General features: G+C 32.4%; 17 protein-coding genes and 1 tRNA gene. 9 read left to right on the top strand and 9 right to left on the bottom strand.

The annotated features are described in order from the left end of the window. Positions 1–84: 84 nt before the first annotated feature. The 6 genes from VOI25_RS03190 to mce all read right to left on the bottom strand — a co-directional run bounded on the left by VOI25_RS03190 (position 85) and on the right by mce (position 7,918). Complete coding sequence (locus tag VOI25_RS03190) at positions 85–2,058, bottom strand: hypothetical protein (RefSeq protein ID WP_323787509.1); 1,974 nt, start codon at positions 2,056–2,058, stop codon at positions 85–87. 3 nt (positions 2,059–2,061) lie between these two features. Next, positions 2,062–3,093, bottom strand: a complete 1,032-nt coding sequence (locus VOI25_RS03185) for a MoxR family ATPase (protein ID WP_323787508.1) — start codon at positions 3,091–3,093, stop codon at positions 2,062–2,064. 9 nt (positions 3,094–3,102) lie between these two features. Next, entirely contained in the window at positions 3,103–5,763 is a 2,661-nt protein-coding gene (locus tag VOI25_RS03180) for a transglutaminase-like domain-containing protein (RefSeq protein WP_323787507.1), read from the bottom strand. Further along, positions 5,760–7,097 carry a DUF58 domain-containing protein gene (locus tag VOI25_RS03175; protein WP_323787506.1) on the bottom strand — a complete coding sequence of 446 codons (1,338 nt, stop codon included), beginning with the start codon at positions 7,095–7,097 and terminating at the stop codon, positions 5,760–5,762. Before VOI25_RS03175 ends, VOI25_RS03180 begins: the two co-directional genes overlap by 4 nt. A gap of 296 nt (positions 7,098–7,393) precedes the next feature. Further along, positions 7,394–7,467 (bottom strand) — tRNA-Ile (locus VOI25_RS03170). A gap of 46 nt (positions 7,468–7,513) precedes the next feature. Further along, on the bottom strand, positions 7,514–7,918 hold the full coding sequence (gene mce, locus VOI25_RS03165; RefSeq protein ID WP_323787505.1) for a methylmalonyl-CoA epimerase: 405 nt from the start codon (positions 7,916–7,918) through the stop codon (positions 7,514–7,516). Positions 7,919–8,095: 177 nt separating this feature from the next. Between mce and rbfA the strand changes: the two genes are divergently transcribed. Both rbfA and VOI25_RS03155 read left to right on the top strand, forming a co-directional pair. Then, positions 8,096–8,494: a 30S ribosome-binding factor RbfA gene (gene rbfA, locus VOI25_RS03160; RefSeq protein WP_323787504.1), complete on the top strand. Its 399-nt coding sequence runs from the start codon at positions 8,096–8,098 to the stop codon at positions 8,492–8,494. Between the two features lie 24 nt (positions 8,495–8,518). Beyond that, entirely contained in the window at positions 8,519–9,724 is a 1,206-nt protein-coding gene (locus VOI25_RS03155; protein WP_323787503.1) for an ABC transporter permease, read from the top strand. Between the two features lie 130 nt (positions 9,725–9,854). On the opposite strand, the gene dusB is transcribed toward VOI25_RS03155, so the two are convergent. Beyond that, a complete protein-coding gene (dusB, locus tag VOI25_RS03150) occupies positions 9,855–10,850 on the bottom strand; it encodes a tRNA dihydrouridine synthase DusB (RefSeq protein ID WP_323787502.1) in 996 nt (331 codons plus the stop codon). An 81-nt stretch (positions 10,851–10,931) separates the two neighbouring features. On the opposite strand from dusB, the gene VOI25_RS03145 reads away from it, so the two are divergent. The 3 genes from VOI25_RS03145 to VOI25_RS03135 all read left to right on the top strand — a co-directional run bounded on the left by VOI25_RS03145 (position 10,932) and on the right by VOI25_RS03135 (position 13,460). Further along, positions 10,932–11,675, top strand: a complete 744-nt coding sequence (locus tag VOI25_RS03145; protein ID WP_323787501.1) for a prolipoprotein diacylglyceryl transferase — start codon at positions 10,932–10,934, stop codon at positions 11,673–11,675. Continuing rightward, a complete protein-coding gene (locus VOI25_RS03140) occupies positions 11,665–13,056 on the top strand; it encodes a radical SAM protein (protein WP_323787500.1) in 1,392 nt (463 codons plus the stop codon). The genes VOI25_RS03145 and VOI25_RS03140 overlap by 11 nt, the downstream gene beginning before the upstream one ends. Before the next feature lie 197 nt (positions 13,057–13,253). Beyond that, positions 13,254–13,460: a hypothetical protein gene (locus tag VOI25_RS03135; protein WP_323787499.1), complete on the top strand. Its 207-nt coding sequence runs from the start codon at positions 13,254–13,256 to the stop codon at positions 13,458–13,460. A 12-nt stretch (positions 13,461–13,472) separates the two neighbouring features. Here the strand turns inward: VOI25_RS03135 and VOI25_RS03130 are convergent, their stop codons facing one another. Then, a complete protein-coding gene (locus VOI25_RS03130) occupies positions 13,473–14,708 on the bottom strand; it encodes a M28 family peptidase (protein WP_323787498.1) in 1,236 nt (411 codons plus the stop codon). A gap of 172 nt (positions 14,709–14,880) precedes the next feature. Between VOI25_RS03130 and VOI25_RS03125 the strand changes: the two genes are divergently transcribed. Then, a complete protein-coding gene (locus VOI25_RS03125; protein WP_323787497.1) occupies positions 14,881–15,981 on the top strand; it encodes a hypothetical protein in 1,101 nt (366 codons plus the stop codon). Positions 15,982–16,113: 132 nt separating this feature from the next. Here the strand turns inward: VOI25_RS03125 and VOI25_RS03120 are convergent, their stop codons facing one another. Continuing rightward, positions 16,114–18,528, bottom strand: a complete 2,415-nt coding sequence (locus tag VOI25_RS03120) for an outer membrane beta-barrel family protein (protein WP_323787496.1) — start codon at positions 18,526–18,528, stop codon at positions 16,114–16,116. A gap of 153 nt (positions 18,529–18,681) precedes the next feature. Here VOI25_RS03120 and lepA point away from each other — a divergent pair, with 153 nt between their 5' ends. The 3 genes from lepA (at position 18,682) to VOI25_RS03105 (ending at position 25,059) form a co-directional block, all read left to right on the top strand. Further along, a complete protein-coding gene (gene lepA / locus VOI25_RS03115) occupies positions 18,682–20,478 on the top strand; it encodes a translation elongation factor 4 (RefSeq protein ID WP_323787495.1) in 1,797 nt (598 codons plus the stop codon). An 84-nt stretch (positions 20,479–20,562) separates the two neighbouring features. Beyond that, positions 20,563–24,597, top strand: coding sequence for a two-component regulator propeller domain-containing protein (locus tag VOI25_RS03110; protein ID WP_323787494.1), 4,035 nt, complete (start codon positions 20,563–20,565; stop codon positions 24,595–24,597). A 186-nt stretch (positions 24,598–24,783) separates the two neighbouring features. After that, on the top strand, positions 24,784–25,059 hold the full coding sequence (locus tag VOI25_RS03105) for a hypothetical protein (protein WP_323787493.1): 276 nt from the start codon (positions 24,784–24,786) through the stop codon (positions 25,057–25,059). Positions 25,060–25,064: the final 5 nt, after the last annotated feature.

The following is a 25,064-nucleotide window of genomic DNA, read 5'->3' as shown; positions in this document are numbered from 1 at the left end:
TTGAGATTTAGGTTTATGAGAATAAAAAAAGCCCAAACTACTATTGTAATTTAGACTTTAATAAGGTCTTTGTTGTTGAGGTTTTTAATCTTCTAAATCAATTCCAAAAGCTTTAAAAGCAATTAATTGTCCTGGATGATCTAGGTCTATTATGTCTAGGTCACCTTCAAACATGGTATCGTTACCTAATTCTACTTGATAGCCAATACTATGGTCCTTTTCTTTTTTAGTTATATTTACTGTTAAGGTTGGCCAGTTTAAATCGTTTTCAACCCATTCAATATTGCAATCTTTAAGGTCTTCAATAATGTCTTCTTGTTCTGGAGTTAAGACCTTGTTGACCACTTCAAGATTAAACTTCATTTTAAGGTCTGAATAGGGAACCAATTGAGGGAAATTTATATAGAATGCTAATAGATTTTCATCTGCTAATATGTTATTGTCTTTTTCAGTGTACGCTTTACTTAATCCTTCGTTAATTCTTGCAATTAGTAGTTTTTCATTTTCTGGATCTAAATATTCATTTTCTAATAGGCTTTCAAATTCATTTATGGCCTTGTCATATTCGCCATCTTCTAAATAAAATTGAGCAATAAAATAGCTGAAGTATTTATGAACTCTTTCGCGCTCATCTTCATTTAATTTCTCTTTAAAAATCTTGATAAAGTAATCCGGATTAAAATACTTTATAAGTTCCCATATTTCATCAAAAAACATGTTGTTTTCTGACGCGAACAAATTATAATATCCTATAAACCGTTCTGGATCAGCAGACAACTCACTGGTAAGTAATAAATGTGCATTTTCTTGTTTAAAATGATGCTTAGATAAGTCGTACAACTTCTTAGGGTTATACCAATAACCTTGATCCCTAAACTTAATCTCGTTTATTGATTTCTTATGATATAGATATTTAAATAAAAGCGTGTTACGATTATAAGAAACTTCGCCCCAAGTACTACCAACATGTATTTCTTTAAAATTAGCCGCTTTATCTCTAAATTCTTTAGATTTTTTTAAATTTCCTGAATAGTAGTGTGCTCTACTTAGCGCAATATTATTCCACCCAAATCCTGGCGCATTACCAAGGATGTTTATAGATTCCTCTACAATAGATTTAGAAGAGGATAAATCGTTTTTAAAAATGTTTATTGCCGACTGCATATAGTCAAACTCTTTTATGCTTTTTTCTTCATAATTATCTTTTTGACGAGCCTCTTCATAGCTTTCTACTGCCTTTTCGAATTTTGCTTGAATGAATTGTAGATTTCCATAATTATTAAAGGATAGTCTGTCGTATTTTCTTAATTGCTCACTGAAATATTCTGCTGAATCTAATTTAATTTGATGTGAGTAAATTATGTTTTTATAGTGATAGTAACTCAATAAAGCACTATTTGCAAAATCTGGCCAATATGTATTTAAAAACCATTGATTGTGTTTATCGCTCGTTTTAATAGAATCGGCATATTTTGAAGCCATTTCAAGGTTTTCTTCAATAGTAGGCTTTAAAAAGTCATATTTTTCTGGACTATACATACGATTACGTAAATAAATCCATGAAATATTGTCATACGGATTTATCCCAAAATTAAACACAAAATCCCGTTTTTGAAGTCGTCTAACCACCTTAATTGCCTGACCTGGTTTATCTACATACTCATAGCTTTTTGCTAAAAAATAGATAAGAAACGCATACTTTCTTTGGAATTGATAGCGATCAATATAAGCTCCAAGCTCTGTAGTTCTTTTTAATTTTCTAGGAAAATCTTTTTCAAGCAGTTCAATCGCTTTTTCCAGAGATTTAATTGCAGATTCATAACCTCTTTTATCTGAAGCTCTATCATAACGATAATTAGCTTCAAAAAAATGACCAACATAATAAGTGCTATCTAATTGAATCATTTTCTGTGAAAGTTCATAGGCTTTACGACCACTAAAACTACCCTTGAAGTCACGTTCTAAACGATCAATTTCAATTCGTTGACCATAGGAAGCGAGCAATCCCAGGAAGAAAAATCCTAAAAGTAAATTTATTTTTATGCTTGCTATGTTCACGAATTACTTTCTTAAATTAAGTCTAGATAAACGATCAATTTCAGATTTAACAATACTATTTACAGCATTCTTTTCATCTCCAGCGCTCTTAAAAAGAAGTCTGTGCTGAAGTACTGGTCTTACTAATGACGCTAAATCATCTTCTATTACATAATTTCGTTTATGTATTACAGCATACGCTCTTAAACATTTTAGAAGGATAATACCTGCTCTAATTGAAGCACCTAATGTAATTCCTGAATGTTCTCTAGTTTTTCGAACAATATTATTAATACCAACAATTATTTCATCATCTACATGAACTTCTTCTGCTTTACTTCTCAGCATAAGTACATCTTCCATTTTTAATACTGCTTCTACAGCTTCTTGCGATCTCTGAATTTCTAATTGTTGTTTATAAATTCCTAATTCGACATCTTCACTCACATATCCAAAAGTTATCTTCATAAAGAAGCGATCCAGCTGAGCATTTGGTAATGGGTAAGTCCCTTCCATCTCAATTGGGTTTTGCGTTGCAATTACAAAAAACAAATCTTCTAGTTTGTAAGTCTTGTCACCTATTGAGATTTGGTTTTCGGCCATACATTCAAGTAATGCCGATTGTACTTTAGGCGATGCTCTGTTAATTTCATCGGCTAACAAAATGTTGCAGAATAAAGGCCCTTTCTTAAAAATAAAATCCTTGTTTCCTTCATCATACAAATGTGTTCCAATTAAATCCATTGGTAACAAATCTGGTGTAAATTGAATTCTTTTAAAATCGGAGTGCTCTTTTTTGCCAGATAAAGAATAGGCTAACGTTTTTGCCATAACTGTTTTACCAGAACCAGGATTATCTTCTAATAGAATATGTCCTTTAGCAATGAGACATGTAATTATTTGAATAATCTGTTCTCTATGTCCCTTAACAACCTTGCCGATGTTTTCAATTAAGACATCTATTTTTTGTCCAGGATTGTCTGGAGAGCTAGCTTCAATTGTAGATGGAGCAAACCTTAGATTATCTGAATTTGTGTTTTCTATGTCTTCATTCATAATGTTATGCTATTTTTTTAGATTAAGATTCAGCATATAGTGAATCCATTTGTTAGGTTTAATAAAATTGAAAAAACGTTCTGATTTAGTATACTTAGATAGGACTTTTTGATTGAAATCAGAATGAAAATTCCTGACTAAATCACCCTCATCTTGAGTTAATTCGTCATCGCTATATTTTAGCTTTTGGTAAATATTGATAAATGCTTCAAAATGAGTTCCAAATTTCGGATCTATTCTATCTCGTGCATAAACCATAGGTGTTTGATAACCTCTTGGCATACCCATCTGATTGAGGACAAAATGTGCGTTTTTATAATTCACTTCAGATAGATCAACTATTGAATTGTTGTTTTTGGCTTTTCTAGATAACCACCAATAATAGCATATTGGAGAAAGACACAATATAAATAATACAAGAAGTATGAGCGCAACAATATAAATAGACCAATCGGTTATTGTTTTAATTGCGCTATCTTCCTTTTCTTCGGAAGTTTCGCCTAATTCTTCTTCTTCAATTTTTGGGACATGTACCTCCATAATCGTAACAGGATCTGGAAAGCGTTTCATGTAGTTTTCAATACTTTCTCGATTACTCTTCTTACGTATTCTTCCAAGCTTGTAGTCAAAAGACACCATTACCGCTGTATCACCAAGTTGAACATTTGCCAAAGATATAGTCTGTTCTCCGGCAAAAACTTTTGCTTGATTTACATCAAACTTCATATTAAAAATATCAGTGCTGTCAAGAGACATGCCATTGTCATTTATAATCATTTGATCTACACGCACTTCCATTCTTTTGCTAATTGTATCGACGACAGTAATGACACCTTTACCTACAAACGTCTCTTTAGTTGGAGGCGTTGGAGGTGTTCCATCCGGTTGAGGTCCTTGTTCGGCACCTTCGTTACTAACTGTCATGTCAAAATCTAACCAACCATATTCTGGTATGTAAACCTGAGTCCATGCGTGTGCTTGGTCAGCATAAAACCAGTACCATCCAGGTGTTTTATGACTTCTGTCGACTGTCATAAAACCAACTGCTACTCTTGAAGGAATTCCTAGTGATCTCAACATAAATAGTGAAGACGTCGCAAAATAGGTACAATAGCCTTCATTGGTGTTGAATAAAAACTCACCCAACATACTGGCATTTGGGATATTTGGGTCTGTCGGTTTTCCTGGTGTTAACGTATAAGTGTAAAGTTGTTTTCCGTTCTCATCCTTGGATAAAAAGTAATTTCGAATGCTTAAAATTTTATCAATGGCTGTGTTGTCACCTTTAGTAAGGCTGTCTGCTAATTGGCCGATTTTAGTATACAGATCTCCTTCAGGCATTTCCGTATAATAAGTCATAAAACGATCATCTTCATCATCATAATTCTTAGCTTTTCTTAAAGTGCGATTACGACTCTCTTGATAATCAAGGATAGATTGATTTTTCGTATTGTAAACAAAATATGCGCTATTTAATTCTGATACTTCTGAATACACATTATAGGCAAATTTATAATCCTCTTTAAATTCTTCTTCTATAGAAATTGGTTGACAAGCAAAAGCTGTACTTGGTGCCACAAAAACTTCGGGATTAAGACCAGCAATATAAATTGTGCTTTTAACCTCTTTAATAGCGCGTTCCATCTTATCATAAACGAGGACTGAGTCGTTTTGCTGACTAAAATATTGAGGGATTCTAGTAGGATTTGGTAAAAACAGATCTCGAACAAGACTGTCTGGATCAATCTCAAATTGTTCTAAAGAAGGATTGTATTGATTGAGATGATATAAGGTAATATATTGAGGGTTCGGTGTTGTTTCATTAATAAAATTATCAATGTTTGCACAAAAAAGGAGCTCATCTGAAACTTTCAAACGATCCCTAAGTCCTAAATAATCGTCTATATTAAACTTTGCACCTGAAGAACCGTTCTTATCTTTTTTAGAGTCTTTTTTGTCACTGTCCTTATCGTCACCAGAACCATCCTCATCTTCTTCGCCTTGAGCTTGGGTAATTTCATTTTGAATATGATTCAGCTTTGAATCTAAAAGTTGTATCGTTCCCCAAAACAAGAACAATGCAATCAATGAGAAAAGAAAAATTCTCATGACCACCATTAGATAATTTGTTTTCTCTTGATTTCTAATCGTTTTGAGTAGCTCTTTTACAAATAGCCCATAAAACAAATACAATACAGCTGGAGCGACTAGCCATATCATTTCGTTTACGTTAGACATTTCCATGTCAGAAATTAAAATGACAGATATCGTTGTAAGCAATATTGAAAAGACTATTAAATAATATCTCCATTTAGATATTGCGAAACCTGAAAACCAGCCAAACACAAATATACTTGTGTTTATTTTGAATCGATTAGCTACATAATATGCATCAAACTCTCCAAAGGAGCCAGAACTTATTGAACTATAAACAACATTTAAAACTAGTACGAGTAGACCGAATATAATAAGGAATCTAATTTTAGTTTTATGCAAAAGATAAGCTGTAACTATTCCTGTTGCAAAAACACCAACCAACAGATGTTTGTTAACAAATAGTAACGAGTAGTATTCAGCCAAAAAACCAAGTAAAGGATACATAATAAGTATCGTCGGTAGAATCAAAAAAAGTAATCCTAAGGTCAGTTCTTTATAGTCTATATGTTTCATATGATTTGCCCTATAAAATTTGAGTTAGACACTAATTCCTCTATTGCTTTTTCATTTTTCTTTACCTTATTTCGAGTGCTTGACAAAAACCAACCTAATTTACTGAGTTCGCTTTTTTGATCTTTTCTTAAGATTAAATTTTTAAAATTAAATAGGTTTTGGTTATCCAAATGACGAGATACGTTTACAATAATTATGTTTGAAAATCCTTTTTCTATCAATGTAGTTAATTCTTCAATACTTATCAATGAGGATACACATATTACTGATTCTCCTGACGATTTTAACTCATTTACTGAATAATTATTTTGCCAACTTGCCGAACTTAATTGAAATCCAATACGATCTTTCTCGCTTACCGTTACAAATTCATTAACGGCCTGATCAATATTAAATTCTACTTTTTTGTCTTTTTTCTTGATATTCAAACAAATATTATAGACGATATCTTTATAATAATTGAGCATACTAATGGCATATGCTGAAGTCAAATCTTTGGATATTAAATTATAGAAACTCGAATGGAATTTAATATGTGAAGCATACGGATTAATAACTTCAGGTGTTCTTATGACAAGCTCTCTATTTTTTGCGAAAATTTTCCAAACAATTCTTCGCACGTCATCACCAGTTTCATAGTCTTTATAATTCAGGTAATCTCCCTGTACTTTTCTTGACGTTTTTATTTTTTCTACTTCTTCTTTGGTTTTAGAAGGGTTAATCTCATTCACAGGAATATCAATTTCTGAAGAATGCAAGTAGAAGGAACTCGGTGATTTTTTATAAGTGGTAAAACGGAAAAATTGTAAATAATCAATAAAACTAATTATAAATCCTTTCGTATGATATTGTTTTCGGTCTGGAAGCCAAATTAAAGTTGACCCTTCTTTTGGAAGAAGTTTTTCAAACCCTTTTGAGTATTTATTAATGACTATGGTGTCTGAGAGATTACCATTTTCAAATTCTATTTTAATTTTAATATATCCTAGTAAAGGGAGTAATGCTTTTGGTAAAGAAATCATAACAGGTACTTGTCCTGCTTCTCCTTTAATATTACCATCAATACCAATATCTATTTTAGGGTTGATTGTTTTTTTATTAATAATAAAATGAACGTAACATATTAAGGTATATAAAAACCCAAGACCAACTAATATCAGAATGAAAGTTCCTATTAGCCAGGCAAATAGTTTGAGGTAAAGTGTAATGGTGGCTTCTTCTACAAAATACTCAATTTTAATAAAATAGATAGTGATTATTAGAACTAATGCAAATATTAATGCATTTCTTTTCAAAGGAAAGAAGCTAATAAGTCTATCAAAATTAATATTCAAAGTAAATTGTATTTAATTAATAACATCGAATCTATAACTGCTTATTTTTTATAGACTAGGCAAAGCTAATAAGTATGCTTAATCAACAAAAATACGTAAGTGTACGACATCTCAAAACAATTTTAGTTTCAGTTTAACTTTTTTATTACTAAACGCGATCAATAGGGATAGATTTTTTAAACGTTTTCAGCATAATCGTCTATGAGTTTATCAAAGGGTTTTGTTATTAATGCACCTTTTTAGCGTGTAGACATAAAAAAGCCTCTCATTTCTGAAAGGCTTTCATCTTATTTATGTGGTCCCACTTGGGCTCGAACCAAGGACCACCTGATTATGAGTCAGGTGCTCTAACCAACTGAGCTATGGGACCAATAAGGCTGCAATATTACTACATATTTTCAAAGACTGCAAGAAATTTATTCCTTAATATCTTGACATAACTCAATGAGAACGCCATTTGTCGCTTTTGGGTGTAAAAAGGCAATCAGCTTATTATCAGCGCCTTTCTTAGGTTTGTCATGAATCATCTTAAAACCTTCCCCTTTTAAACGCTCAATTTCTTTTTCAATATTTGATACTGCAAAAGCAATATGATGAATCCCTTCACCTTTTTTTTCTATAAACTTTGCTATCGGACTGTCGTCATTTGTTGCCTGAAGTAATTCAATTTTGTTTGGTCCAACTTTAAAAAAAGAAGTCAAAACACCTTCGCTTTCAACAGCTTCCGTTTTATAATGCTTTTTATCAAATAATTTTCCAAATAAATCATTTGAAACTTCAATGTCTTTTACCGCAATACCAATATGTTCAATTTTTTTCATTTTATATCTTTAAGTTTCCGTTTAAACCGAATTCCTATTCTAAGGTATGAATTTTGCTATCAAAAACAAGATAATACTTAAATATCATCTACTTTTGCAAAAGAACGCTACAAGTTGTAGCGAAGTCGTTATATTAGAAAATAGATGATTGATTGAAAACGACTTAAATTTAAGACTATGGAAGAATTAACCCAAAGACAGAAAAAAATTGGCGGACTTTTACAAAAAGACCTCGCAGACATATTACAAAAAGCTGCTACTGATGGTGGATTACGAGGTGTAATCATTTCGGTAAGTAAAGTAAACGTAACTACAGATTTATCTGTGGCTAAAGTTTATCTCAGTGTATTTCCTAATAATAAAGGAAAAGAACTTCTTGAAGGCATTCGCTCAAACACGCCTTTAATTCGTCATGAAATGGCACAACGCACCAAAAATCAATTGCGTCGCATGCCTAATTTAGAGTTTTTTATAGACGATTCGCTTGAGTATATAGATGGCATCGAAAAATCATTGAAAGGCGAAGACAACCCAATAAAAAATGAAGACCTGTTAGGAAGACGTAAAAAATCTTAAGCGTTTAGTTTCTAAAGCATAAAAATGAACTTCTCATTATACATCGCAAAACGTTACTTGTTTTCAAAAAGCAGTAGTAATGCTATTAATATAATGACCATCATTGCAGCCTCAGGAACTATCATTGCTTCTGCGGCTTTGTTTATTGTGCTTTCTGGTTTTGCTGGATTAAAAGAATTTAGCCTTAGGTTTTCTTCATTTGTGGATCCAGATTTAAAAGCTATTCCTGTTCAAGGGAAATCCTTTTCCTTAAGCGAACAACAATTAGAAGCACTAAATAACTTAGATGCTGTTGCGTCCTTTTCAAAAATTATCGAAGAACGTGCTATTGTTCAGTTCGACGAAAAACAACAAATTATCACCTTAAAAGGTGTAGATGCCAACTACAAAAAAGTAACGTCTATAGATTCTATGGTGATTTACGGTCAATGGCTTGAAGAAGGTACAACTCAAGTGGTGTCTGGTGGTGGAATTTCAAATGCATTGTCTTTTGGTGTTTTAGACCTCACTAAAAGTTTAACGATTTCTGTGCCTAAACCTGGAAAAGGCCAAATTACCTCAGTAAAAGGGGCTTTCAATACGGTTAAGGTCTTTAATATTGGCGTGTTTAACATTAACGAAACACTTAACTACGAATACATTTATGCCGATCTTGAAACCGTAAGGCAATTATTAAACTATAAGGATGCACAAGTCTCTGCTTTAGAGTTTAAATTAAAATCAAATACAGACGAATCTGAAGTTGCTCAGGCATTACAAACAGTTTTAGGAAGTTCAGTTCAAGTAAAAAATAGAACTCAACTCAACGATGCACTTTATAAAATGCTAAACACTGAAAATGTTGCAGTATATCTTATTTTCACTTTGGTTATCATCATTGCATTGTTTAATGTAATTGGTGCCTTAATCATGATGATTCTCGATAAAAAGGAATCGCTTCACACACTTTTCAACTTGGGCGCAACGACAAATGAAATTAGACGTATTTTCTTTCTTCAAGGAAGTTTAATGACTGTTTTTAGTGGAATAATCGGTTTGGTTTTAGGCTTCATTATTGTATTTCTTCAAAAGCAATTCTCCTTAGTAATGATTATTCCATCTGAGCCATATCCAGTTGTTATACAGGCTATCAATTTCTTAATCGTTTTGGTAACAATAACTACATTTGGGTTGTTGGCTTCTAAGTTGGCTTCTCAACGTATCACTAAAGATTTAGTGAAAACTAATTAATACATTTTGGGCAAGTTGCTAAGGCAAACAGGCTCTCACAACTCGCTTCTAGACCAAACGTCTAGAGAGCTCAAACAGAACGCCTGCACTGATCGCAGTCGAAGTGCTCCATCCTTCTTGCAAACCTGTGCTACGTAGTAAATTCGTAACCCGAAAACTTATGCAATACCTCATCAAAAGCAGCAAATACATCTTTTGAGTCGTCACTAGTTACCATTTTCATCCGGTATTCCTTGAAGTCTGGAATTCCTTTAAAGTAATTTGTATAATGACGTCTGGTTTCAAAAACACCTAGTTTTTCACCTTTCCAATCAATAGACATCTGCAAATGACGTCTAGCAGCTTCAACTCGTTCTGCTAATGAAATTGGAGCTAAATGTTCTCCTGTTTCAAAATAATGTTTTACTTGTTTAAAAAACCAAGGGTTTCCAATAGAGGCACGACCTATCATACAACCATCCAAACCATAACTATCTCGCATTTCAGCAGCACGTTCTGGTGTATTTACATCACCATTTCCAAATACAGGAATGTGCATTCTCGGATTATTCTTTACGGCAGCAATTGGTTTCCAATCGGCATCGCCTTTATACATTTGAGCTCGCGTTCTACCATGAATTGAAATTGCTTTACAACCAACATCTTGTAAACGTTCAGCCACTTCAACAATTTTTATAGAATCATGGTCCCAACCCAATCTTGTTTTTACAGTAACAGGCAACTTGGTGCGTTTTACCATTTCGGCTGTCAACTGTTCCATCAAACAAATATCTTTGAGGATTCCTGCTCCTGCTCCTTTGCTCACCACTTTCTTAACTGGACAGCCAAAATTAATATCTATAATGTCTGGATTTGATTTTTCAACAATATCAATGGTCTGCAACATGCTGTCCATATTAGCACCAAAAATCTGAATGCCTACAGGACGCTCTTTTTCATAAATATCAAGTTTCATAACGCTTTTAGCAGCATCACGAATCAAGCCTTCACTAGAAATAAATTCTGTGTACACAACATCTGCACCTTGCTCCTTGCACAATGCTCGAAACGGAGGATCACTAACATCTTCCATTGGTGCTAAAAGCAATGGGAAATCAGATAATTCTATGTCGCCTATTTTTACCAAACTCAATTTATTTTGCGCAAAATTACAGTTTTTTAGGTAATTGTGTATCTTCAACACCGTTTAACTAAAGGCAATCTAAAATTGACTATTCCATTTGAACCTGAACTTTTTGGTATTACCATCAATATTCATTTGGTATTAGAATATCTAGCGTTTTTTATCGCATTCAGATATTATGTTGTTTTGCGTCGAAAATCTAAAGATCATATCACATCTGGAAATCGATTGTCTATTATTCTTGGCGCAGCTTTAGGTGCTTTAATTGGATCACGATTAATTGGAATTTTAGAAAATCCTTGTGTGGATTTTTCTCAAGAGAATGTAATTCAACTCCTGAACACAAAAACTATAATGGGTGGATTGTTTGGAGGTTTACTAGGTGTGGAACTCGCTAAAAAAGTAATTGGAGAGCAATCATCATCTGGCGATTTATTTGTGTTTCCAATCATTCTGGGCATATTTATTGGTCGCATAGGTTGTTTTCTTTCCGGAGTTAAAGAGTTCACTTACGGCAAAGAAACATTGTCTTTCTTTGGAATGGATTTAGGTGATGGTTTACGTCGTCATCCAACGTCACTTTACGAATTAGTGTTTTTGGTTCTTTTGTTTTTAGGCCTTCAACAACTTCAGAAAAAAATAGTTTTAAAAAGCGGAGACTTATTTAAAATTTTTATGTTGTCTTATTTTGGGTTTCGATTCTTCATAGAGTTCTTAAAACCGAATGTCTTTTACGTAATGGGTTTAAGTACTATTCAACTTTTATGTGTAATTTGTTGGTTATATTATTCAAAATTTATCCTTCAAAAATTCGCCAATGCCAGTTAGAAAGTACACTTACTATGATTTCACCTTAAGTCTTTGTCCGGAATGTTTACGTCGTGTTGATGCTAAAATCGTTTTTGAAAATGGAAATGTTTATATGCTAAAACGTTGCAATGAACATGGTAATAGTAAAGTCTTAATAGCTGATGATATTGAGTACTACAAAAACATTAGAAATTACAATAAACCTAGCGAAACGCCTTATACGTTTAATACCAAAACACATTATGGATGTCCTTATGATTGTGGCTTATGTCCAGATCACGAACAACACAGTTGTTTAACCGTTGTTGAGGTTACAGATCGCTGTAATTTAACCTGCCCAACGTGTTATGCTGGTTCATCTCCAACCTATGGAAGACATCGCACTTTAAATGAGGTTAAAGCCATGCTAAACACCATTGTTAAAAATGAAAAGGAACCAGATGTTGTGCAAATTTCAGGAGGAGAACCAACGATTCATCCTCAGTTTTGGGAAATTATGGATTATGCTAAATCATTACCAATTAGGCATTTGATGTTGAATACTAACGGCATCAAAATTGCTAAAGATTTTGCTTTTGCTGAGCGACTTAAAACCTATACGCCTGATTTTGAAATTTATTTACAGTTTGATTCCTTTGAAAATACTGTTTTACAAGAATTACGTGGTGCAGATTTGAATGATATTCGGAAACAGGCTTTAGATCACCTCAATAGATTAAACCTTTCAACAACATTAGTAGTAACACTTCAAAAGGGTTTGAATGATAGTGAAATAGGAAAAATTATCAATTATGCTTTAAAGCAGAAATGCGTTCGAGGCGTCACCTTTCAGCCAACACAGATTGCTGGTCGATTAGATAATTTTAATCCCGAAACCGATCGTATGACCTTAACTGAAGTCCGCAGAAAAATAATGGAGCAAACCGATATTTTTAATTCAGATGACCTGCTTCCAGTGCCTTGTAATCCTGATGCATTAGTTATGGGTTATGCCTTGAAATTAGATAATGAAGTGTTTCCGTTAACACGATATATCAACCCAAATGATTTATTAGATAATAGTAAAAACACCATTATTTATGAGCAAGATGAGCAACTTCATGGAAAGATGATCGAACTATTTAGTACAGGTAATTCCGTAGAAAAAGCTGAAGAGAATCTCAAATCTATCATGTGCTGTTTACCTAATATTGATGCGCCAGAGTTGGGTTATGACAATTTATTCCGTATTATTATAATGCAATTTATTGATGCTTATAACTTTGACGTAAGAGCTATTAAGAAATCTTGCGTACATATTGTAGATAAGGACAACAAAATTATTCCATTTGAAACCATGAATTTGTTTTATCGTGATGATAAAAAAGAACGCTTGGAAGAGCTTAGAAATGAAGTTTAAGAATGGGCAATGATTTGGGGTATTTATGGATAATTTTACTGGTATTGTTCTTACTATTTGGAATACCTATTATCTTATTAGTCTTAGGGTTTATTAAAAGAAAAAAGAACAAGGAGGCTTCTAAAAAATTATGTATTGCTGCCCTAGTATATCTTTTAATTGGTTTAGGCTTTTGTGGAAGTTTAATGATTTAATTTATGATACATTTTTTAGAAGTTGGAAATCTCGACGGACTATTTGTGCTAATTTTAGCAATCATGTTTGGACCCGCAATTTTAATGGCTATAATTGGTGCTTTCGTTTTTAAAACACATAAAAAAGCAGCAAAAGTCCTGTTTATTTTAGCCGTAGTTTATGTGATTATTAGTCTTGGAATTTGTGGCGCAATGATTGCTGGTTTTTAACACTGATAAGAATTAAAACTCAATATCTGCTTCAACCTCAGCATCTCCTCGTTTTACTGTGACTTTCGTTTTATCTCCAGTATCAAAAGCAGATAAAGCTCTCATATAACTCATCATATCTGTCACTAAGCTATCGCCAAGTTTTACCACAATATCTCCTTTTTGAAGTCCAGCTTTTTCTGCAGGTTTATCTTCACTTATACCATCAATTCGCATGCCTTTTCCATCGTATAAATAATCTGGAATAACTCCTAAACCAACTTTAAATCGAGGTACATCTTCACTTTCATTTTTCGTTTTTCTAAATGGTAATTTACCATTATCATCAAGGTCAGATATGATATCAAAAATATAAGTTGAAATGGTTTCCATCCCTTCATAATTCAATTTTTCAATATCATCTCCAGGTTTATGATAATCTTCATGTTGTCCTGTAAAAAAGTGTAGCACTGGAATATCACTATTATAAAACGACGTATGATCACTTGGTCCAACTCCAGATTCTTTTTCAATGATTTTAAACCTCGAATTATTTGCTTTTACAACTTGTTTCAATATAGGAGATGTTCCAACGCCATAAACCGCTAAAGTGCTGTCTTGTTTTAAACGACCAACCATATCCATATTAATCATATAATTCGCTTTTGTCAAATCAATAGTTGGGTTTTTAGTAAAATAGTTAGATCCTAATAAACCCATTTCTTCACCCGAAAAAGCCATGAACAAGTAGTTGTTGCCCTTATTTTTATTCTGTAATTTTTTAGCTAAATTTAATAAAACAGCAACTCCACTTGCATTATCATCGGCTCCATTATGTATTTCTTGTGTTTCACCTCTATACAATGAACCTTCTGCTCCAAATCCTAAATGATCATAGTGTGCTCCAATAATAATGGTGTTTTCTGCTTTATTATCAAGAAAACCAATCACATTTGTTCCAGTGATTGTACTATCTCCATCTTTAACAGTATAGTTCACTTCTTGATGTGGATCTGTTTTTGGTTTAAATGTAAATGTTTGAAAATAGCCATCGGGTCCGTTGGTAGAAAGACCAATATTTTCAAAACGTTCAGCTATATAATCTGCAGCTGCCAGCTCACCATCGCTACCTGTTTGTCTACCTTCAAGTTTGTCATCTGCTAGAAAAGCAACATCTTCCTTAATGGTTACAGACTTAATTTTTTCTTCAGAATTAGTTTTACATCCAATAAAAACAGTCAAAAAAAGTACAAATAATATGTTTTTCATCTTACGAAGTCTTAATTTTGAACAAATTTAGTTAATTCTAGTAATGAAATGAACACAAACAAATTTTATCATTAACATTTCCGTTAGAATGATGACATTTTTTATGTGAATTCCTGAATGTGCAGAAATTTTTAGGTTCTTCACTTTCAATAAACTAAAAAATTGTAAATAGATGAAACACACATACTTTCTCATTTTAATATTAGCTTTTTTAAGCTGCAAAAACGACACTAAAACAAATTCTGAAGTTGAAACTAAAACTACGGAAGCCATAAAGGATACGCTAATTTATCCTGGTGAAAAACATTTTAAATCTATTCGTCAAGTGACTTTTGGAGGTGATAATGCCGAAGCCTATTGGAGTTTTGATGATAAACAACTCGTTTTTCAATCTAATTATAAAGAATGGAATGTTGGATGTGACCAAATGTTCTTAATGCAAGCTGAGGAGACGTTTAAAGACAACAAGCCTCCAATGATTAGCACTGGTAAAGGACGAACTACTTGTGCTTATTTCCTTCCTGATAACAAACATATTATTTATGCCTCTACACATTTAAAGCAAGATGAATGTCCAGACACACCTTTACGTAAAAATGGAAAATACATCTGGCCAATTTATGATAGCTACGACATTTTTGTGGCTGACTTAGAAGGCAATATCGTGAAGCAATTAACGAACGAAGTGGGTTATGATGCAGAACCAACAGTATCTCCAAAAGGCGATAAAATTGTCTTTACGTCGACAAGAAGTGGTGATTTAGAATTGTATACTATGAATATTGATGGATCTGATGTAAAACAAATTACTCACGAATTGGGTTATGATGGAGGTGCTTTCTTCTCACCTGACGGAACAAAATTGATTTTTCGTTCATCACGACCAAAAACAGAACAAGAAATTAAAGAATACAAAGATTTACTAGCTGAAGGTTTAGTAGAACCAACAGAAATGGAATTATACATTTGTAATGCAGATGGAAGTGACTTGCGTCAACTAACCGATTTAGGAAATGCTAATTGGAGTCCGTTTTTTCATCCTTCGGGAAAGAAAATTTTATTCTCTTCTAACTTTGAAGCCGAACGTGGTTTTCCGTTTAATTTATACTTAATTGATTTGGATGGTAAAAATCTAGAACGTGTAACTCATGGAGAAACTTTTGATGCATTTCCTGTGTTTTCAAACGATGGAAAGTATTTAGCGTTTTCATCAAATCGTAATAATGGAGGTGGACGTGATACGAATTTGTTTATTGCCGAATGGCAAGACTAAGAGATTCTTCGTTTCACTCTGAATGACATTCAAGAATACGTTGTCATTCAGAAGGAAAAATGACTGAGGAATCTAGTATTAACAATCACTAAATTTAGATTCCTCCTATTGTCGGAATGACATTGAAATAGTTTAGTTTGTTTTCTTTTCTAATCGTTCGCGCTCTTCAGTATCAATTGCACGAGCATTGCTGTTTAGTTTAGTGTTTCCGAATTTATATCTGAAACCCAGTCTCACATATCGATCATCAATATCTGCATGACCGAAACTAAATTGATTTTGGTATTGAGTTCTATAATCAAAATCATGTGTATTAAATAAATCACTTACAGAAAGCGAGATTATTCCTTTTTTATTTAATATAGTTTTAGAAATAGCTAAATCTGAAATTAACCTGTCTTCAACAGTTTGAAATCCTTGTAAACTCTTTCCAACCCAGGTTAAAGCAAAACTAATATTTAAGCTATTGTCTTTTAATAATGTAAAATCATTTTGAAATTCTGAATAATTAGACCACTGATCTCTTCTCACAAAACCTTGACCTAAATTGGTTTCTTCTTCATAGTTATAAAAAGATGTCACTGCATAAATTGACCATCGATCTGTGACTTCAAAATTGGTAATGAAATCGAATCCAAATTCAACAGATTTATCAAAATTCACAAATATATATTCAATAACATTTGTGTCATTATTCTGCCTAGGAATTTCTGATATAGCACCATCATAATTTTTATAATAGGCCTCAAATGTAAAAAAGTCTGTTATACTAGTACCTAATACAACATGATCGTTAAACGTTGGGACTAAAAACGGGTTTCCAGAAACCACGTAGTTATCATTTAAGAAAAATCTAAACGGATTTAAAGACGCATAACTTGGTCTAGCAATACTTCGCTTATAATTAAGATATACATTATAATCATCAGACATATTATACAGCAAACTTGCATTCGGAAACCACTCTAAATAATCTTGTGTGTTGCTAATATTCGTTAAGGGTGAAACACCTTCTATATTGGTCTGTTCAACACGTAAACCAGCATTAATACTCCATTTTTCAGTACTTCTATCGTAGTTTGCATAAGCTGCATAAATCTGTTCGTCATAATTAAAGGCGTCAGAATTTAAAACATCAATCGTTTCATTTCCCGTGCTAATATCGACGTCAAATTGCTTGATGTCACTTTCCGTGTTCGTACTAGAAACCTTAAGACCTGTTTCAAAATTTGAAGACTCATTTAAGGGTAAACTATAATCTATTTTTCCCGCAAAAATATTAGTGCTTTGATTGTTATGTGTATTAAAAGCATTTGTATATTCAAACGCATTATTCATATCAAAAAAGTTACTTATCACACCTTGATTTCTCTCGTAATTATACGCGGTGTAATGCGCATTTACATCCAATACCCCTTTTGTGAAATTGTGATTAAAATCTACATCAAAAGCGAGGTTATATTTATTGTCTCTTGATAAATTATCTGCCGTAAATCGAGATGAAAAATCGCCATTTGCTTCGTTAATTACTGTGTTATTGGCAATTTTATATTTATAATAAGGCAAAAACAAAGCATTAGAAGATAAACTTAAGGTGTTCTTTTCATTAATAAAGTAATCAAAATTTGCATTAAGATTATGAGTTTCAGACCACGTGTTTCTATTTGTAAATGAACGCCAACTTTGATCGAGATTATTAGAATTATCTAAGAAGTTAACAGTGTCATCTCCTTCCCTATTCAATTTATCTTTAGAATAACTATAATTTACATTTAGACTGATATCTTCATTTTTAAAAAAATGACTTGTTCCAGCAGTATATCTAGGAAAAACAGCTTGTGTGAAATTGGTAAAAACACTTCCTCTGTATCCCGTTATGAGATTTTTACTCATCACAATATTTATAACCACTCCACTTTCGGCATCATATCGCGCTGAAGGATTTGTTATCACCTCAACAGACTTTATAGCATTTGCAGAAGAGCCCGTTAATAATTGATTCAAATCTTCCGATGACAAATTGACTTTTCTGTTGTTAATATAAACTGTTGGATTAGAATTTTTAACTGTAATTTCATCACCTATAACCAAAACACCAGGTGTACTTTTCAAAACTTGTAGCATATTACCTTCGACCAAAGCAGTCTTTTCTATAGTAAACACCAATCGATCAGCTTCTCGTTTTACGGTTGGTTTTTTTACGAGAATACTCACTTCATCAAGGCTTTCAGAAACTTGATTAAGTTGAATTGTTTGTAAATCTAAGTTGCCTTTAAGAATGATTTTTTGATTAAAATCTTCAAAACCTATGTAGGTTATTTTAATGATATAGGATTTGGCTTCTAAATTTAGAATATTGAAATATCCTTCATGGTCTGTTGAAGTCCCTTTTAAAATTTCACTCTCGTCTTCGCTTAATACAATGACATTAGCAAATTCAATTGGGAGGTTTTCGGCATCGATTATGGTTCCGGAAATAGATAAACCCTGCCCAAAGCTCACTATGGAGCATAACATTAAAAATGTAAAAATGAGTAGGGATTTCAAATTTAATTAGGGTTTTGAAATGCAATATAACATTTGTTTTTAAATAGTATTTACGGTTTTTACCTACTTCTTAGAGTTTTTGTAAACATTTATATCATTTTATGCGTTAGAAATCAATTATATTTGCAGCATCTTTTAAAGGAGATTTGATTTATGAAGTACATCAGAAATTTTTGCATTATTGCGCATATTGACCACGGAAAAAGTACCCTAGCTGATCGTTTACTCGATTTTACAGGCTCTGTTACAGCACGTGAAAAACAAGACCAGCTATTAGATAGTATGGATTTGGAGCGCGAACGAGGTATTACTATTAAATCACACGCGATTCAAATGGATTATACCTTTGAAGGACAAGAGTATGTACTCAATCTTATTGATACGCCTGGTCACGTTGACTTTTCTTATGAAGTGTCGCGTTCTATTGCTGCGTGTGAAGGTGCTTTATTAATTGTTGATGCAGCCCAAAGTATTCAAGCACAAACCATATCTAACTTATATCTTGCCTTAGAAAATGATTTAGAAATCATTCCGGTACTTAACAAGGTTGATTTACCTAGTGCAAATCCTGAGGAAGTAACCGATGATATTGTTGACCTTTTGGGTTGTGATCCTGAAGAAGTAATTCACGCAAGTGGTAAAACAGGGTTTGGAGTTGATAATATTTTGAAAGCTATTATTGAACGTGTTCCAGCTCCCATAGGAGATCCTGAAGCACCATTGCAAGCCTTAATCTTTGATTCGGTTTACAATACGTTTAGAGGTATTGAAACCTATTTTAGAGTCTTTAATGGTGAAATTAAAAAAGGTCAAAAAATTAAATTTGTCGCTACAGACAAAGAATATTATGCAGACGAAGTTGGTACATTAAAATTGAATCAGGTTCCAAAAAAAAGTGTAAAAGCTGGTGATGTAGGCTATTTAATTACTGGAATTAAAACTGCTAAAGAAGTTAAAGTTGGTGATACCATTACAGATTTTGCAAACCCAACAACTAATATTGTTGAAGGATTTGAAGATGTAAAACCTATGGTTTTTGCTGGTATTTACCCTGTTGACACTGAGGATTACGAAGAGCTTCGTAACTCCATGGAGAAATTACAATTAAATGATGCTTCGTTGGTGTTTCAACCTGAAAGTTCTGCTGCTCTAGGTTTTGGTTTTCGTTGTGGATTCTTAGGTATGCTTCACATGGAAATTATTCAAGAACGTTTAGAGCGTGAGTTCGATATGACTGTGATAACAACAGTTCCAAACGTGTCATACCATGCATATACAAATAAAAATCCGGACGAAGCTTTCATTGTAAACAATCCATCAGATTTACCAGAACCCACAACGGTGAATCGAGTTGAAGAGCCTTTTATTAAGGCTACTATAATTACAAAATCTGATTTTGTTGGTAATGTAATGTCACTTTGTATTGAAAAACGAGGTATTGTTTTAAACCAAACCTATTTAACCACAGAACGCGTTGAATTAACATTTGAAATGCCTCTTGCTGAAATTGTTTTTGACTTTTACGATCGCTTAAAAACAGTGTCTAAGGGATATGCATCGTTTGATTACTCACCAATTGGAATGAAGGTGTCAAAATTAGTGCGCTTAGATATTTTATTAAACGCTCAACCTGTTGACGCGCTTTCCGCTTTAATCCATGCTGATAATGCACAGCACATTGGTAAAAAAATGTGTGAGAAACTAAAAGAATTAATTCCAAGACAACAGTTTGATATTCCTATTCAGGCTGCAATTGGCGCAAAAATCATCTCTCGTGAAACTATTAAAGCCTTGCGTAAAGATGTAACTGCTAAATGTTATGGTGGAGATATTTCACGTAAACGTAAGCTTTTAGAAAAGCAGAAAAAAGGTAAAAAACGTATGAGACAAGTGGGTAATGTTGAAATTCCTCAACAGGCATTTATGGCTGTTTTAAAACTGAACGATTAATCTTACAAGTAGATTTTATAACATAAACCGAAGTATTTCCCTTCGGTTTTTTTGTACATTTATATCAACCAACCTTTATATTACATGAGTTTTAGATTAACTATTCTAAAATCAATACCTCTTATATTATGTTTTGTTTTTTCAATAACATCACCTGTTAATGCACAGCAATTAGATTTTTTTAAATATGGTGTTGAAAAGGGGTTGTCTCAAGAAACAATTAATACGATTTTAAAAGATAGTAATGGGTTTTTGTGGTTAGGTACTCAAGATGGATTAAATCGATTTGATGGGCACTCATTTAAGGTTTATAAATCTCAAAAAAAGGACCCAGAAAGTATTTCGGGAAATTTTATAAATGATTTAGCTGAAGATCAAAATGGAAATATTTGGATAGCAACAAAAAATAACGGATTGTGTTATTACGCTCCAAAAACTGATGTTTTCACTAAGGTTAAAATTCCAAATTTACCGAATAATGCACATTGTAATAAACTTTCCTTAGATAATAATGGAACCATTTTAGCGACATTCTTAGATCAAGGTTTAGTGACAATTACCGTTTCTAAAAATACTATTAATGCATCGAAGGTTTCTTTTTTTGAACATACTCCAGCAAATATTACCGCATTAAAAATTGTAAAAAATAACGTATGGATTGGCACACGTGATGGAGATATTTACTATTCTACAATTTCAGATTCGGAATTCAATTTTAAAAAATTAAATTCCGAATTTAACAATTTAAAAATTCATTCTTTTTTTGAATCAAAAAATGGATTGTGGATAGGTACAGATTATGGTTTATATCATTTGAATCAAAACACAAGTCAGATAAATTCAATTAACCTAAATAGCAATAAACCTATTGCTGTATTCGATATCATTTCAAAAAACAATGAATTATTTTTAGCAACAGATTCTGGGTTTATCTGGTGTAATAATTTCGACATAAACAACAATTCTTTTTTACAAACCAGATTATTTGATACCAGAACTACTGAAGAAACTGGTTTGTCAACCAATAGAATAAATTGCGTATTCGTCGAAGATGAATTTTTATGGCTAGGAGGTGACAAACTGTACCAAGCCATGTTAAAAGATCTTGTCTTTAAATTGGTTCAAAAAAATAAACCTCAAAAAAACACCTTACAAAATGAACATGTATATACGTTTGCTAAAAGTCAACACGGTCTTTGGGTTGGTACATTAGATGGATTGCATTTAATAAATGATAATAAGACATTTTATTATAATAACTTTCCACATAACACTGTGCGAAGTATTGCTATTGACGCTAAAAACCAATTATGGATTGGGACTCAAAAAGGTGTAGTAGCAACCAAACTAACTGATTTTAATCCAACCGATCCGGAATTTATTACCATAAATAAACATCATGTCGATTCATTAAGTCTAAGTAACCTAAAAGTTAGGAATATTCATGCTGATACTAATGGAGATGTTTGGATAGCAACTTTAGGTGGAGGAATTCATCGATTTATTGGAGATATTGACACCCGAGATTTTAAATTTCAACAGTTTAAAAACAATCCCAAAAACAGAAATAGTATAAGCACAAATGTAAACTACGTCTTTTATAAAGACAATTCCAATACGTATTGGATTGGTACTGAAAATGGACTTAATCGTTTACAATTTGATGCTTCAGGATCTGATAATCCTAATTTTACTTGGTTTAAAAATGAAGACGGTAACTCAAATTCAATTAGTAACAATACTGTATTAAGTTTGTTTGAAGATGCCGACAAAACTTTTTGGGTTGGAACACTTAATGGCATAAATAAATACATTCCAAATACAAATTCTTTTAAAGTATATAATGAGGAACACGGACTAACAAACGGTGTTGTTTATGCAATTGAACAAGATGAATCTGGGCTTTTGTGGTTATCAACAAACGCTGGTCTTTTTAGTTTTAATACCACTACAGAACAGTTTTTAAACTATAATGAGAATGATGGATTACAAGGAAATGAATTTAATTTAGGAGCAAGTTTTAAAGACGCAAATGGTCTACTTTATTTTGGAGGAACCAATGGATATAATTTTTTTAATCCATATGATGTGAGTCAATTAGACAACAATGGAATGTTAACTTTTACCAATGTAAAAATTGATGATGTCAACCATTATTTTGAAGCCCTTATTAAAACAAATAAAGATAAAAGCTCAGAAATAAAATTGGCGTACAATCAATTTCCGTTCTATTTAGAATTTTCAGACTTAGATTTTAATCCTCAAAAAAATAATAGTTACGTCTATAAACTATTACCGAATGATGCCGAATGGAATGATCTTCAACAACGTAAAGAAATTCAGTTTTTAAACATGAGTTCTGGAGATTATACGCTTTTGGTTCAAGGAAAAACCAGAGGAGAAATTTGGAGTTCTGAGCCATTACAATTAACTCTACAAGTAACTCCTCCATGGTGGAAAACATATTTAGCATATACAATTTATACACTATTGTTTTTGTCATTCGTTTATGCATTATACTATTTTCAACTCCAAAAAAAGTTACAAGAACAACAAACTCAAAAGCTGAAAGAACTTGACGCTTTAAAAACCAAGCTTTATACTAATATAACCCATGAATTTCGAACGCCTTTAACTGTTATTAAAGGCATCACATCAAACTTAAGTGAAAATTTTCAAAAATTAAAAGATGACCACTCTGTAAAATCGTTAAAAACTATTGAACATAATAGTAACGCGGTTCTCAAGTTGGTAAATCAAATGTTAGATCTCGCTAAAATCGATAAGCAAAAACTGACATTAAAACCTATACAAGCTGATTTGGTATGGTGTTTAAAACACATTGTTGCTCATTTTTCATCATATGCAGAATCAAAGGATATAAAGCTAACTTTTTACACGGAAGAAAAAGAGCTCATTTGTGATTTTGATGCTAATGCTATTCAAAAGATTATGAGCAATCTTTTAAGTAACGCAATAAAAAACTGTGAGATAAATGATCAAATTGTTGTCCACTTAAAAACTGAAGAAAATATCATTACAATTAAGGTTAAAGACTCAGGAAAAGGTATTGCAAAAGAACATCTTGCCTCAATTTTTGATCGTTTTTACCAAGTTGAAAACACGAGTGAATATACAGAAGAAGGCTCTGGTATTGGTTTAACACTTACTAAAGAACTAGTGCATTTAATGCAAGGTGAAATTCTTGTTGAAAGTGAAATATATGTAGGTACTTCATTTAACATTAAGTTACCAATCACAAATAACGCTCCAAAAGAAACATTAAAAGAACAATTACTAGATGCACTAATTACGTCTCAGTCCAATGAAGATTACACCATTGAAACTGGTGCGATTACTTCAAATGAAAAGGCCATCGTTTTAATTGTTGATGACAATAAAGATATTTTAAATTTGCTACAAACATCATTAGAAAACCACTACAATATCATTTCAGCAATTAACGGCGAAATAGGGATTGAAAAAGCAATAGAACATATACCAGATGTTGTAATTAGTGATATTATGATGCCTGAGAAAAATGGATTTGAATTATGTAAAGCGCTTAAAAATGATGAAAGAACTTCTCATATCCCAATAATTCTGCTAACCGCTAAAGCTTCAGAGCAAGATAAAATAAGGGGACTTTCAAATGGTGCTGATGCGTTTATTACAAAACCATTTAATAAAGCAGAACTATTTGTGAGAATACAGGAACTGATTAAACTAAGAACTTTACTGTATCAGAAATATTCGAGCGCTTCCTCTTGGGACGCAATTCCAAATAAAAATCTTGAAGATAAAGATGCGGCATTTATGAATAAAGTCTTGTTTTATATTGAGCAACATATGGATGATGCATCTTTTAATTCCATGCGATTATCAAGAGAATTAAACTTAAGTGAATCGCAATTATATAGAAAATTAAAAGCAACTACTGACGCATCTACGGCAGTTTTTATTAGAAGAGTACGCCTTCAAAAAGCCAAAACAATACTTCAGAATTCAGAATTTACTATATCTGAAATCGCATATCAAACAGGTTTTAATAGTCCTGGCTGGTTTAGCAGAGCGTTTAAGGAAGAATTTGGCTTTGCACCAAACGAAATGCGTAAGTAACTAAAAATCAGCAACTAAAACATTTGTTTATTGTCAATTTGCAATAATAGTGTATGTAATATACTACCTATGCAACATTACTAATAGCATTTATCGAAATACTTAAAGTCTTCACAATCATTGCCTTGTAATTTCATCACATCCTAATTATTTCAATTCCTATTAATTGTGGTAAAAAGTATACATATGTCTTTTAATAAAAAAGCAATTGTCATTTTAGATGGCTATACATTTTGTAATGCCTCTAAAAAGAAAGTCTTGTACAGCAAGGGTTTTGTTTGGTGCGAAGGCAATACAAAATGTAAAGATAAAACGTGTTCAACTCGCTTATTTAGTAGAGATGAAGAAGCGCCTCAAAATGAACCAGATTCTTGGGAATTTGAAGCAAAGTCAAATATAAAAATCCGAGCAAAAGAAGCGAGAATTTATCATGCTTTTTGCGTTAATAAAATTAAACTCTAGATAGA

Origin of the sequence: Psychroserpens sp., assembly GCF_034670085.1 — a bacterium.
Classification (GTDB): domain Bacteria; phylum Bacteroidota; class Bacteroidia; order Flavobacteriales; family Flavobacteriaceae; genus Psychroserpens.
The sequence above is the reverse complement of the archived record's forward strand: the minus strand, read 5'-3'. Positions and strand labels throughout refer to the sequence as shown.